At 30.6% G+C, this 14600-nt stretch carries 14 protein-coding genes; all 14 read right to left on the reverse strand.

Features of this window, described 5'->3' with window-relative positions; all coding sequences use genetic code 11:
* Nucleotides 1–49 precede the first annotated feature (49 nt).
* The 14 genes from CBF31_RS05930 to tagD all read right to left on the reverse strand — a co-directional run bounded on the left by CBF31_RS05930 (nucleotide 50) and on the right by tagD (nucleotide 14545).
* Entirely contained in the window at nucleotides 50–964 is a 915-nt protein-coding gene (locus CBF31_RS05930) for an LCP family glycopolymer transferase (protein WP_126831470.1), read from the reverse strand.
* Nucleotides 965–1084: 120 nt separating this feature from the next.
* Nucleotides 1085–2488 (reverse strand): MATE family efflux transporter, encoded by a 1404-nt coding sequence (locus CBF31_RS05935; RefSeq protein ID WP_126831471.1) that lies wholly within the window; start codon nucleotides 2486–2488, stop codon nucleotides 1085–1087.
* Between the two features lie 18 nt (nucleotides 2489–2506).
* On the reverse strand, nucleotides 2507–3931 hold the full coding sequence (locus CBF31_RS05940; protein WP_126831472.1) for an O-antigen polysaccharide polymerase Wzy family protein: 1425 nt from the start codon (nucleotides 3929–3931) through the stop codon (nucleotides 2507–2509).
* Entirely contained in the window at nucleotides 3931–5202 is a 1272-nt protein-coding gene (locus CBF31_RS05945; protein WP_126831473.1) for a glycosyltransferase, read from the reverse strand. The genes CBF31_RS05940 and CBF31_RS05945 overlap by 1 nt, the downstream gene beginning before the upstream one ends.
* Before the next feature lie 26 nt (nucleotides 5203–5228).
* Nucleotides 5229–5816: a sugar transferase gene (locus tag CBF31_RS05950; RefSeq protein WP_126831474.1), complete on the reverse strand. Its 588-nt coding sequence runs from the start codon at nucleotides 5814–5816 to the stop codon at nucleotides 5229–5231.
* Nucleotides 5797–6684, reverse strand: coding sequence for an NAD-dependent epimerase/dehydratase family protein (locus CBF31_RS05955; RefSeq protein WP_126831475.1), 888 nt, complete (start codon nucleotides 6682–6684; stop codon nucleotides 5797–5799). Before CBF31_RS05955 ends, CBF31_RS05950 begins: the two co-directional genes overlap by 20 nt.
* A gap of 10 nt (nucleotides 6685–6694) precedes the next feature.
* A complete protein-coding gene (locus CBF31_RS05960) occupies nucleotides 6695–7738 on the reverse strand; it encodes an ATP-grasp domain-containing protein (protein WP_211330822.1) in 1044 nt (347 codons plus the stop codon).
* A 93-nt stretch (nucleotides 7739–7831) separates the two neighbouring features.
* Nucleotides 7832–9025 carry a DegT/DnrJ/EryC1/StrS family aminotransferase gene (locus tag CBF31_RS05965; protein WP_126831477.1) on the reverse strand — a complete coding sequence of 398 codons (1194 nt, stop codon included), beginning with the start codon at nucleotides 9023–9025 and terminating at the stop codon, nucleotides 7832–7834.
* 12 nt (nucleotides 9026–9037) lie between these two features.
* Complete coding sequence (locus CBF31_RS05970; RefSeq protein ID WP_126831920.1) at nucleotides 9038–10855, reverse strand: polysaccharide biosynthesis protein; 1818 nt, start codon at nucleotides 10853–10855, stop codon at nucleotides 9038–9040.
* Nucleotides 10856–10880: 25 nt separating this feature from the next.
* Nucleotides 10881–11645: a tyrosine-protein phosphatase gene (locus CBF31_RS05975; protein WP_126831478.1), complete on the reverse strand. Its 765-nt coding sequence runs from the start codon at nucleotides 11643–11645 to the stop codon at nucleotides 10881–10883.
* Nucleotides 11646–11668: 23 nt separating this feature from the next.
* Nucleotides 11669–12367, reverse strand: a complete 699-nt coding sequence (locus CBF31_RS05980; protein ID WP_126831479.1) for a CpsD/CapB family tyrosine-protein kinase — start codon at nucleotides 12365–12367, stop codon at nucleotides 11669–11671.
* Nucleotides 12368–12373: 6 nt separating this feature from the next.
* Nucleotides 12374–13135 carry a YveK family protein gene (locus CBF31_RS05985; protein ID WP_126831480.1) on the reverse strand — a complete coding sequence of 254 codons (762 nt, stop codon included), beginning with the start codon at nucleotides 13133–13135 and terminating at the stop codon, nucleotides 12374–12376.
* Nucleotides 13136–13163: 28 nt separating this feature from the next.
* A complete protein-coding gene (locus CBF31_RS05990) occupies nucleotides 13164–14105 on the reverse strand; it encodes an NAD-dependent epimerase/dehydratase family protein (protein WP_126831481.1) in 942 nt (313 codons plus the stop codon).
* Nucleotides 14106–14140: 35 nt separating this feature from the next.
* Entirely contained in the window at nucleotides 14141–14545 is a 405-nt protein-coding gene (gene tagD / locus CBF31_RS05995) for a glycerol-3-phosphate cytidylyltransferase (RefSeq protein ID WP_126831482.1), read from the reverse strand.
* Between the last annotated feature and the right edge of the window lie 55 nt (nucleotides 14546–14600).

Genomic DNA, 14600 nt, shown 5'->3' on the forward strand with positions numbered 1-14600 from the left:
AAAATAACAGAAAAAAGCTGACGAATCCGCCAGCTTTTTGTGAGATAGATTATTCAGCTAATTGTTCTTTTAACATTGTTTGGACACGGTCTAATTCTCCGTCAGAAACGATTTGATAAGATACCCCATCAATCATTTGTCCATCACCTTGAAGATTACCTTCTTCAATTACACCGAACGCAGATCTATATTTAGATTGGATATCCATCATGTCATCCCAATTTAAATCTGTTTTCATGTTATCTGCTAAAGCATCTAAAATGTTTTTGTAGTTCGTTACTGATTTAATACTTAGAGCTTTTTTAATAACACCTTCGATGATTTGACGTTGACGTCCTTGACGACCATAATCACCATTTGGATCTTCGTAACGCATACGAGAAAATGATAAGGCTGTTTCACCAGTCAAGTGTACGTTACCTACTGGGAAATGTGTCCCATCTTGGCTAAAGTCTAATGTGTTATTTACATCAATCCCACCAACAGCATCTACTAACTCTTTTAGACCTTTCATGTTGATTGACACATAGTGGTCAACTGGAATATCTAATAAATTTTCTACTGTATCCATTGACATTGGAACACCACCAAACGCATACGCGTGGTTAATTTTATCTGTTGTACCGTGTCCTACGATTTCCGCACGTGTATCACGTGGCAAGCTTGTAATCGTTGTTTTATTCGTTTTAGGACTCACTGTCGCAATCATCATAGAATCAGAACGCCCTTGTTCATCACGCCCTAAATCGCCTGTATCAAGACCTAATAATAATACTGAGAATGGCTCTCCACCATCAATATTAACGGCTTTTTCTCTTTTTTCTGACTTAGGTCTATCAATTGTTTCATGCATATCTTTAGCTGTATTTTTTACATCGAAATAAACTTTCGCACTATATCCTACAATACCTAACATAAGGATAAGGATAATACTTAATAACACTTTGAGTAATTTCTTCAACATATTAGTCAACACCTTTAAATTTTTTTTAGTGATGCTTGAAAGCAAATCAACTGTTTCTATTTTGGCATTAAATAATTTTTAAAACAATAAATAGTTATAATTATAATAGATACTTAATAATTATTTATGTTTTATAAATTTCCAAGCACTATTTATGTTCTTACGATTAATTACTAAATAAATTGAATATGTTATTAGGAAGATAAAAAAACCTTTATAACCTTTAATAAAATATGATGAATAAATAAAAATAATTGATACCAATAAAATCAGAAAATTATTATATACTATCGAACAAGATATTACCTTAGAAAGATAAACTTCCAACAATAAACACCTTATCATAAGTAGAACTGTAATAAGAACTATCATAAGTTCTATGCTATGAAAATAGTTAGTTAACGTTATAGTAGAAACTAAACTTAAGATAGCCATAAATACATTAATTACCAATAACGCTTTTTCTTCACGTAATGTTTTTAAATAAGTCACAATCAACATCATTGATTTACTTTCAAAAACGATTATAGGTAATATTAATGCCATGTACTCTACACTTACTTTATATGCAGGTAAATACGCTACTAAAACTGATTTAAATGGGAAATAAAATAGCATAGCACCCAATAGTGGTATGGTAATAATATCTCTCAATACAGCATATATTTTTTTTATTTGATCAACATTTAATTTCCGAAGAATTGGAAATAGAACTACTGAAATTGCACTCACAAATACCATCATCATATTAGTAATACTTAACGTTAGAGATACCTTTCCAAATTCTTCAATTCCCCATTTTTTTTCAATAAACATTCTAACTATACCTACTATTAGTAGGCTTGATAAATTAGAAATTAACATTAATATCCCGACTTTAAAATTAGAAACTAGTTCAAACCAATTTTTTCTAGACATTTTAAATTTATAAAATACAAAATCTGAAGTTTTGAAAATACCATAAATAACTGAAACTAATTTACCTATTATATCTGCAATTATATAATATTGAAAATCTACCTTACCTGATACTAAAAGTAATACAACTAAAATAAAATACAACATTTTTTCAATAATCAACATTATAGCAAATTCTTTAATTCTATTACTCCCTTGCAGAGAATAAGCAATCAATGATTTTGGAACTACCATAACTCCAACTACACATACTGAAATAATTATATATAGCTTATTTGCATCTGTAAACAATGTCATATAAGTTAAAACAAAAGCAATATCTAATATTACATTATATATAACCATGAACCAGTATTGAAAAGACAAGCTTTCTTTATCTAACTCATCATATTCTCGTCCTCCATGTCTTAGATAAAAACCATCAGAAATACCAAACGACATATATGATACATAAGTTGTATAAAATACATAAAGCTGCCAATAACCATATTCTTTAACACCAATAAATTTTGGTACAAAAATTATTAATAATAGAGAGACTAATAACGAAACCATATTAGCAATAAATGTATATGAAAAATTTTTTAATATACTTTTTTTATTCATAAACATACTTTTTTTGAGCTATTTACTTTTGAGTGACTTAAATAGTATGTACGCTCCAAAAAAGACTACCCCCCCACCTAGTATTTTAGTTGGGCTAAAGACATTCACTAAAAAATACAAAGTAGTTGCTCGTGGCGTAAATAATAATTCACGAGTAATCATAAAAGCTAAAGTAACAAATAATACATTTTTATAATAATAAAGTCTATTAATAATATTCAATAACAAGCCATATACAAAACTACCTACAATAACACCTACATACGAGAAATCTGAATACATTTCAGCTACGAAACTACTTCCATACCCCACACCTCTTAAATATAAATCTGGCATAATTAGATATGAAATTGTATGTGAAAACAAATGACCGTTAACAGCTCTATCAACTGTTTGCCCAAAAAATGTATATTCTCTGCTAATCTTAGTCAAATAGAACTCAATAACTGGTCCGAATGTATAATTATTATTTTGTAAAATTGAATGCTTAAACACTTTTGAATAACCAATTAAATTTACACTTATTCCTTGAGAATAAAAGAATTCTTGGATTTTTTCTAATAGACTCGTATTGGTATCTATTTTATTCCCTCGAATTACTTCTACTGATGTTAACAAAATCAACATTATTGGTACCATAGCGGCTACATAGACTATATATTTTTTCTTTAACCACTTCTCATTACTATTTAAACTGTGTCTAAATATAATGTAGATAAATACAATTAATAAATTCAACATGATCTCTGATCTTCTTCCTGAAAGAAGCATTAAAATTCCTTCTAAAAGATATAAACCGATAAATGGTATTGATTCTTTTTTTGAAGGTAAAGTTGCTAGTAAAGCAAAAAATGCTATTTCGAAGAAATTAGAATAAATGACAATTATTGAGGGTAAGGATGATTTAAATACGGCAAAAGTTTCATAATAGCCCTGTGTAGTCGAAACGTTTATCATTTCAACTATATAAATATATTTTAATAATATAGATGTTAGAAATATAAACTTTGACCAACCTCTTAAAGTACTGCGGTACTGCTCCTCATTTTGGCACAAATTAACAACTGTTTTTTTTCTATTATTTTTAATCATTTCAAAAAAATGATTACCAATATACAAGAATAATAAAGATAGAAATAAAACTAATAGCATTGTATAAATAACTTCATAGTCATTAAACGCTGTTCCTAATATTCCAGTATATCCTTCTTTATATTTAAAAATTCCAGTTACTGTTATCCTACCTAGTAAAAAAATAAAAAAAGTAGCATTGAACATAAGAAAAACTATTCTATTTTTGATATCAAAAAATGAATATACAATATTTGATAACCATAATATCAATACACCAATTAAAATTGTAGTAATATTTTCAATAAAAATACCAATCAAAAAAATAAAGATAGCCAAAAACATTAATATATAATTCAATTTACTTTTCATTAATCTACCTCACTAACATTCAAGCAAGTCTCTATAAATTCTTTATACACATTCTCAGAATTAAATTTTGTTTTCCATGTCATATATGCATTATTACTCATATTTTCATAAGAATTATTATCTAGTTTAATAAACTCGATTAATTTTTCTGCTAATTGTTTTGGCGTGACATCCTTGCTTAATAAATACCCATTTTCACTATTTACTATTTCTTTTGTGCCACCAACATTTGTTGCAATAACAGGTATGCCTATAGACATTGCCTCAATAATTGATACTGGTAAACCTTCAGATTCAGAAGTATTTACCAAAATTGTTACATTATTTTCGATATACCAAGGTATGATTTCTTTATTCTTCACATATCCCTGGAAATGATAAATTTCACTTTTCAATTGTTTTGAAGCATAGTCTTTAATCTCATTCTCATCAATACCATTTCCTAAATGAGTCCATCTTATACAATAAGTTTCCGAAACTATTTTCAAGGCATCTATTAGAATATCTAGTCTCTTTAATTTTCTTATAGCAGAGCATGTAACAATATGAAATTCATTGGTCTGATACCTTATAAATCCTTTTTGAGGAGTTATTCCTAGGTATTTGGTCTGAATAGAATTATTATTTTTTGAATATTTATCTTTCAAAAATTGTGTCCCACAATCAGAAACCGGATATATATTATCCAAATGACTGATAAAATACCTTCTACATGGTAAATAATTCAAACTATTTGCATGTTCATTAATGTCATAGCCATGTGCTCGTGATATTACTTTCAAAACATTTATTGAAGAATATTTTTGTTGTAAATATTCTTTAAATTTTATTGCTAAATTAGCTGTTATAAATAGCCAATAACTATAAATAACAACATCTCCTGAAATTTCAACATTTTTTTCTTTTAACTTTTCTAACACTTTTTTTAAAGTATATATTGCTCTTGCTTCAAAATAATACGAAAACAATTTATTTTTTAATTTACCTTCAGAATCATTACTTATATTTTGTCTTTTTTCTGTGTCTGAAATTATTGGAATAAAGTATTTTAAACTAAACATTACTTTATTTAAACTTGATAAATTAACTTCAGGAACTACCACCTGAACATTTGCTGGTACTTCTCTTGTCAATTTCATTTCAGAACTAATCATTGTAGGAATAAGAACTATTTTTTTAAACTCTTTGGATAAATACTTTATCTCAGTTTCTAAATATTCTTCCCCTTTATAATAAGGAAAATAATTCGTTAATAACACCAATGTTTTCATTACATCATCTCCTTAAATAAAAAATATCAGTGATTATTTATATTTTTTCTTAAAATTACACTACTAAATGTTTTAATCAATATAGTACAATCTAATTTAAACGAAATATTATCACTATAATAACCATCATTTTTTATTCGCTGCTCCATTGTAGCACTATTTCTTAATGTAGCTTGATTCAATCCTGTTACACCAGGTTTTACTTCATATTTTTTAAAAAATTCCTTTGGATACATATCTTTAGAGCCTAATGGGCTCGGTCTTGGACCAATTAAACTCATGTTTCCAACTAACACATTAAAAAATTGTGGTAGTTCGTCTATACTTGTTTTTCTTAAAAAACTACCTACTTTTGTTACTCTAATATCACTTTCCGAGTTAAAGGTTGTCCCGTCTTCATTTCTTATATCTGGAGCGTTTACCTTCATCGTACGATACTTAAACATTTTAAATTCTTTCATACCCTTACCTAGACGTGGTGCATTATAAAAAATCGGTCCTCTATCCTCTATATAGATACAAATAGCAACAGGGATCAATGTTATTAAAACAAATGGTAATGCTATTAAAGAAATTATAATATCTAGAAACCTTTTAATATAATTCTGGTACATTTTCTAAATCCTCCATCAACGAACTTATTTCAATTAATGCTTCTTCAAATGTATGGTTGGAATAATTTCCTAATAATTCTCTAGACCTACTTGATTTCATAAGTGAACCATGAATATTTTCAGGTGAATTGTCAATAACTGTTACTAATTTTTTACTAGGTGAAAACACTTTATTGATAGTTTTAGCTACTTCATAATTTGTCAATGCTTCCTCACTACCTATATTAAAAGTACCTTTTAAATTTTCAGCTTGAATACCTAAGTATATTGCTTCTGCAGCATCTCTTGCATATAAAAATTCACGTTTAGCATAACTTTGACTATTTAATATAATATTTTTCCCTAAATAACCTTGTCTTATAAATTTATTAATCATATAATTATTTTTCTCGTTAAACCCAAAAATATGAGCTAATCTGTAATTTTTTATATTCATTCCAAATTTATTGTTATAAATATTCCCAATCTGTTCACAAGTTAACTTGCTCACTCCATACATCAACTCTGGTGAAGGAACTTCAGTTTCATCCCAAGGTACTCTTCTATCATCTGAATAGACTGAAATAGTTGAGGCAAAAATTATATTCTTAATTTTTAATTCATGACACGCTTCATATAGATTTTGTGTCATAATTTCATTATCGTGAAATTCGGATATCAGTCCTTGGCTACCTCTTTTAGCAGCCAGATGAACAACTGCATCTATTCCTTTAAGCTTTTCTATCAAGTCTTTGTACGAATAATCTGTCTGGATAGCATCATTACTTTCTTTACGAGAAAATTTTACTACTTTAACATTGTTTTCTTCTAATAGTTCAGAAACATATTTACCTAAAAAACCTGTTCCTCCCGTTATTGCAACTTTCATATTTTTCCCCTTACTTCTTATTAATAAAATATCCAATTTTATCAAATTTTCCATTTACAGGTCTAATTATTTGATCCTGTTCATAATATAAAAAGGAATCTAAACTGTCTTTTAATTCTGTTTTAAAATTAGAATAATCTGCTTTCGTCTTTGGTACCTGACAAATAAACTCTAAATAATAGGTTTCATCTTTAGGACTATAACTAGACAAAGATTCCGTATTATTTTCTAATAAATGATTAAATGTAGTAGTCAATAAGTTTGTTTCACAATAATTATTTAACAAATTCCACATATGACAACCATCTAATCTTGGTGTAATTTCAATAATGTAAGGCATCGTACCTTCTAATTTCATTTGAACGTAAAATGGACCATTAAGTATCTCTAATTTATTACATGTTTTTTCGATTATTTCGTGTAATTTTTCTCTTTGTGAACTAGGCAGCTCTTTCGATGGAATGACGTGTCTATGGATTAATCCAGTATAATCTGGCCACGTTTCTCTATCTGACTCTTCTAAAAATTTAATCTTTCCGTCTACGATATAGCCATTAACTGATAATTCTGGTCCGGTAATATATTGCTCTAAAATAACCAATCCTGATCTAGAATACGATTTAACATCTTCATAATTTTTTAGAAATTCTTCTTCTGAATGAATTAAAAGAACACCTCTTTGACCTTGTGAGTCTGTTGGTTTCATGATAAAAGGAAAATCTAATTCTAATTTTTCATCACTATTCTCGATTATTTGGAAATTTAAATTTCCTTCAAATCCCGTTCCTAGTGTTTGACGCATTAAATCTTTATTATTACATATTCTTGCTGTCTTCTCTGAAACAAAATGTGGCATATTTAATTCTTCACTAATTGAACATGCAATTGGCATAGCCATATCTGAACCAACTGAATAAACAATGTCAATATTATGTTTTTTTATATACTCAATAATTTCTTGTCTATGAAGAATGTTAATTTCTACAAAATAATCTGCGACTTCTACACCTGGTCCATCTGGTGCCATTGCGCATGCATGTGTTTCGTAACCCATTTTTTTTAGTTCAACTAAGGCGTCTCTTTGTACTGATGCTACGCCTAATATTAGTATACTTTTTTTTGCAGTCATATTTAACTTCTCCTTGTATTAAACTATTTTTTTGAACTCATCAATTACGTATTCTACTTCTGAATTTGTTAATAATGTATGTAAAGGTAAGGTGATTTCATTTTTATACTGATTAAATGCATTAGGAAAGTCTTCGATATCAAATCCCAAATTCTTATATGCAGTTAACATAGGTAAGGGTTTGTAATGTACATTACTCGAGATCCCTTTTTCAGCTAATTTCATAATTAATGTATTTCTAGTTTCCTCTGATATGTCTTTAATTCTAGTTAAATATAAATGTCCACTTGATTTATTTTCATGAGTGTAATGTTTTAAAGGCGACACTTTACTATTCTCAAAACCATCATTATATTTTTTAATAATTTCTTCTCTTCTTTTCAGCAACTCATCATATCTATTAAGCTGAATTAAGCCAATTGAAGCCATAATATCTGTCATGTTACATTTGAAATTTGGTGCCAATATATCATATTCCCATGATCCTAGCTTAGTTTTTTCAAGTGCATCTTTAGATTGTCCGTGTAGAGTAAGTAACATATATTCTTTATAAATATCTTCGTTACTTATCCCTGGAATATCTTTCCAAGTAACTGCTCCACCTTCACCTGTAGTTAAATTTTTCACCGCATGAAAAGAAAACGCTGTGAAATCGGCTCTGGCTCCACTTTTAACACCTTTTTGTTCCGCACCAAAAGAATGTGCTCCATCAGCCATTATTGTTACTCGATTAATTTTCTCTTGTAGTATATTAGTTGGATTAAATAGGTGTTTTTTACTTTCAACTATCTCATGTAGTTTATCATAATCACACATAACACCTGCTATATCAACTGGAATGATTACTTTAGTTTTTTCAGTAATCGCATCTGAAATTGCATTATAATCAATCTCAAATGAATCTTTCCCTGAGTCAACCATAACTATTTTTGCACCAACATGATTAATAACACTTGCTGAAGCAGTATAAGTATATGCAGATGTGATTACTTCATCACCTGGTCCTACTCCCAAAACTCTTAATGTCATCTCCATACATGCAGTAGCTGAGTTTAAAGCTACTGCTTTATTTGTTCCGCAAAATTCTGCAATTTTATTTTCAAAGAGTTTAGTTTTAGGTCCTGTTGTTATCCAACCACTCTTAAGTGTATCAACAACTTCTGCTATCTCTTCTTCTGTTATATCTGGTGGTGAGAATGGTATATTGTTCATTTGAAAACTCCTCTATTCTTTACTTGATTGATTGGCGTAAGCCACAATTTGTTTAGCAAGTTCCTCTTCATCTTTAGACAAGTTTTCTACAAAACTCATCACTTCATTTAACGGATATGCTGAAACATTACCAACAAATATTTTATCATAAATTTGTTCTGGTGATTTTTCTTTATCTACTAATAATTCTTCATATAATTTTTCGCCCGGTCTAATCCCTGTTTCAACAACAGGGATCTCATCCTCAGAAAAACCACTTAATTTAATAATTTTCTTAGCTAGATCACTAATCTTAACAGGTTCGCCCATGTCTAGGATAAATACTTCGCCGCCTTTTGCCAATACTCCAGACTGAATAACTAAACGACTGGCTTCTGGTATTGTCATAAAGTAACGAGTCATACGCATATCTGTAACCGTTACAGGACCACCTGCAGCAATTTGTTCTTTAAATAACGGCACAACACTCCCACGACTGCCTAAAACATTACCAAAACGCGTCGCCGAAAATTTTGTTTTTCCTTCTTCGTTTAAACCAGTAACAATCATTTCTGCTACACGTTTTGTAGCTCCCATGACATTTGGTGGATTATTTGCTTTATCAGTTGATACCATTACGAATGATTTAACATCCGCAGCTTTAGCTGCTTCTGCAATATTCTTTGTGCCATATATATTATTCTTGATTGCTTCTGTTGGATTATACTCCATCATAGGTACATGTTTATGTGCCGCTGCATGATAAACAATAGCTGGATGGTATTTTTCCATTAATTCAAACATTCTCTTTCTATCTTGTACGTCTGCAATGATTGGAAGAATCTCAGTATTTTTATTACTAAACTTATTTCTTAACTCTTTTTCAATTAAATAAATCGAATTTTCACCATGACCTACGAGTAATAATTTTTTAGGGGTAAAACGCATTAATTGACGACATATTTCAGAGCCAATAGACCCCCCCGCTCCTGTCACTAAAATAACTTCATTTGTCAATTGAGCTGCTAAAGTATCCATATCTAATTGGACTTCTTCTCTTCCTAGTAAATCAACCACATCTACTTCTCTTAACTTACTTACACTGACGTCACCATGAACAATTTCCTCTAAAGAAGGAACTGTATTTATTTTCACCTTCTTATCTTTTACTAAATCTAAAATTTCCTCATATTGTTTAGCAGGTAAAGATGGAATGGCTACTGTAATCATATCAGCCTGTTTTTCTTCAATCAGATGTGGTAAGTCTTCAATTGTCCCTAATACTTTTTGACCACAAAATACTGTTCCTTGTTTGTTACGATCATCGTCTACAACACCCACAATCTCACCTTGTGCTTTTGTAGAGTTTTTTAAAGTATTCAATAACATCGAAGCCCCTGCTCCGGCTCCAACAAGAATTATACGGTGCGATTTAGGATCGACGTTTCGTCGTTTAACATCATATTCAACAATTAAGCGCCATGCTATTCTGCTGATAATAATTAACAGTAATGCTATTAATGAAGTTAATAAAATATAACGTTGGCTATATCTATCATGGTTCATAAAAAAGTAAATACTTTCTATTAGATACGATAAAATAATTGTCGAAAAAATAGCAATCATTTCTTTTAAATTTGTATATCGATTAATCCTTACAAAGACTTTAAAGAAAAAACCAAAAATTAGATACAAAATCAATTGAAGAATTAATGCATTAACCATCATTTCTTGTGTTATCCTTACAAATGGACCCATATATAGATATGCGAAAAAATTCGCTATCGTAATTAATAGCGAATCAATAGTAACTAGTGTAAAAACTTTGACTTTTCTACTCAACAAAAACAACCTTCTTTCAATATTTAGCGTGGAATTAAGAAAATAAACCTCTCTTCTGTTCCACTTCACTATATTGCTCCACTTCGACTTGCTCCCCATTGATTAAATCACGTGCTACTTGTTGAAAGGATTGAACTTTTCCTTTGCCAAACTCTTTCCCCAATCGTTTGTAAGCCTCTTTCAAACAAAATGTTCGCTTATTTACATTATGAGCATCTGTCGCAATCATATGTACCATATTATGCTTAATCATCAGCTTAGCCATTTTTTGGATTTTCTTACCAAAGACGCCTATATAACTAGGCGCTGTTAACTGAGCTAAACAACCCATCTCTAAAAACGGGATTAACAAATTAGGATCTTCTAAAAAAACAGCATTGCGCTCTGGGTGAACAATAATTGGCGTAATCCCCTTACTTACCAATTCAAAAACAACTTGTTCTGAAAAAGACGGCACATCACTACTTGGAAACTCGATTAGCAAGTATCTATCCTCACTATCAACCGTCAATAATTTATCATTTAATAAATCTGGGATAGTTTCTCCAGTCAGACGAACTTCTTGACCTTCAAATAGCGTCAGAGGAATGTCACGTTTATCTAATTCTTCTTGTAATCTTGAGACATGTTCCATTACTTCATATTTAGGATTTTCAAAACGTCCATTATTATGATGAGGTGTACACAAAATATGAGTAATTCCATTAGCAACGGCAACTTCTGCCATCGCTAAGGAATCCTCTAACGTTTGTGCTCCATCATCAATACCTGGTAATATATGACAATGTAAATCAATCATAGCACTACTCCTTATCTGATAAACTACGCGCCGTAATAGTAATAACCTTGGTCTTTCGTACGTGTCGACCCGTTATATACTACGCCTAAAACATTTGCATTAACCATTTCTAATAAGTTCTTAGCTTTTAATAAAGCAGATTTATTTGAAATTTGCTCTCTAACAACCAAGATTGTACCATCCACTTTAGATGACATAATTTGGGCATCGGTTACCGCAACTACAGGTGGCATATCGAAAATAACCAAATCAAACTCTTCTTCCATCTCTTTTATTAACTCTTCCATACGTCTTGACCCCAATAATTCTGATGGGTTTGGTGGTTTAGGACCACTTGTTAAGACTGATAAGCCAGGAACTCCTGAAGATTGAGTCACTTCAGTTACACTCAAACTTCTATCACTTAATAAATTACTGAATCCAATAGTATTTTTCAAGCTAAATGTTTTTGCTACTGTTGGCTTTCTTAAATCAGCATCTACGATTAGTGTTTTTAACCCCGAGTTTGCAAATACAACAGCTAAGTTAGCTGAAGTAGTTGATTTTCCTTCACCTGGTCCCGATGAGGTCACGACAAATGATTTCAAATCATTATCTACCATTGCAAATTGAATGTTGGTTCTAATTGTACGGTACTGTTCTGATACTGGTGAACTTTTATCTGCTAATGATATTAAACTCACTGCCTTTGTTACATTACTTAATTTAGGTTTTTTAGCCATTTTTTTCTACCCTTTCCTACGTGAACGTGTTGTTAAATCATTTGAATTTTCTGTCACTGTCATATCTGCCTTAGCACTCAACTCTTTTGCTGTCATTTCAGGTACTGTCCCTAAAATTCTGAAACCTAGTTGATCCGTAATGAATTTATCTTCTTTGATTGTTTTATCCATTAACTGACTAAGTAACGCTATCACAAACCCGACAAATAATCCCAAAATTGAACCAATTAGGATATTTAATTTATTGTTGGGTGACACAGGTTTTTCGTTTAAAGGAGCTTCCGCAATAATTGATACTTTATCTACATCAATTAAATCTTTTGCTTTCTTTTGGAACACTTTAGAAATACTATTCGCTATAGCTTGAGCTTCATCTGGATTTTTAGATGTAGCCTTTACAGTAAACATTTGAGAATTTTGAGATTGTTCGACTGTTATCATGTCTCTTAATTCTGATTCATCGCCTTTAAAATCTAGTTCTTTCACTAACTTTTCATAAGACTCATCAATCACAACATTTGATTTAATAACATCTTTATAGGTATTAATTAACATTAGATTAGCATTAACATCATTTACATTCACACTATTATTTTCACTCTGAGCCATTTTAGCTAACAACTGTGCTGACGAACTATATTTGGGAGTTATTATGAAAAAAGTTATTAATGACGCTAGACCAATCCCTACTAACATCATTGATAAAATTAATGCCATTTTCTTTTTAATTAAACTAAAAATTTCTTCTAAACTAAACGTCTCTTCCATTGGAACCTCCATATTATAAACACTTTTTTTATATATTTTTTAAATAGTCTTCTAAACCATCTTTTACACTATAATTAGAATTAAAATCTATCGACTTAAGCTTTGTAATATCAGCTAGTGATTTAGGAATATCGCCTACCCTTGCTTTTTCATAACTCACTGGCAACTCTATTTCTAGAATTTCTGAGATCATCATAATGAGGTCATTTAAATCAGTTTCAGTTCCTGTACCGACATTATAAACCTCTCCTACCGATATCATACTTTTAGAAACTAACAATAACGCTTGAACCACATCATCTACATAAATAAAATCTCTTGATTGTTTGCCATCCCCGTACACACTAAAAAGTGTTTCTTCATCTTTGAGTTGTCTTTTGAACTGATCCACCAATATAGAAATAACACCTGAATAGGGGGATTTAGGATTTTGATTAGGACCAAACACATTGAAAAACCTTACTGCACTAGTTGGAACATTATAAAGTTTACTATATGTTAAAACAAAACGCTCTGCAGCGAATTTATCAATCGCATAAGGTGTTAATGGTCTAATAATTGACTCTTCTGTTTTAGGTAAAGTCGGTTCATCACCGTATACTGCTGCGGATGATGAAAAAACAAGCCTTTTTAATTTCTTTTGATGTTCTCTTACTAATTCAAGCAGAATTAAAACACTATCAAAATTAACTTGATGCGTTTCTATTGGTCGCTCAACAGAATCTGCCACACTCGCTATAGCTGCTAAGTGAAAAATATAATCAAACTCATTAGTAGTAATTATCTCCTTCATCAATTTCCTGTCCGTTACATCACCTTTTATAAACGTTAAGTTTGCTGAAGAATTCAAATTTTCTTGTTTGCCCATCGAAAGGTCATCAACAACCACAACTTTATTTTCACTTAACAAATAGTTTACCAAATTAGAGCCAATAAACCCCGCTCCACCTGTAATAAGAAATGTTTCCATTCTACGTCTCCTCCAAGGATCACTTTATTACTAATCTATTGTTTTTTTAACAACTGATCCTTTAAATCTTCTTTTATCTTCGTCGTTGAGACTCCTTCTGTTCTCGGTAAGTATACAACCTCACAGTGTTCTTTAAGGAAATCAAATTTCCCTTCCCAGTCGTCCCCCATAACAAAGACATCGATGTCGTTATCTTTAACATCGTCTACTTTTTGTTCCCAAGTAAATTCCGGTAAGACTACATCTACATACTTGATGGCCTCTAAGATATACTTACGATCTTCATAAGACGTGTACGCTTTCTTGCCCTTTAACGCGTTAAATTCGTCAGAAGACACGACAACAGTCAAATGGTCTCCCAGCTCTCTCGCACGTTTTAAAATGTTCACATGACCCTTATGTAACAAATCAAATGTGCCATACGTAATTACTTTTTTCATAATAGTTAATCCCTCTTCTTATTTGATTGAGTACTTATTCTCTACCTATATAATA

The organism is Vagococcus fessus (assembly GCF_003987565.1).
Lineage (GTDB): Bacteria > Bacillota > Bacilli > Lactobacillales > Vagococcaceae > Vagococcus_D > Vagococcus_D fessus.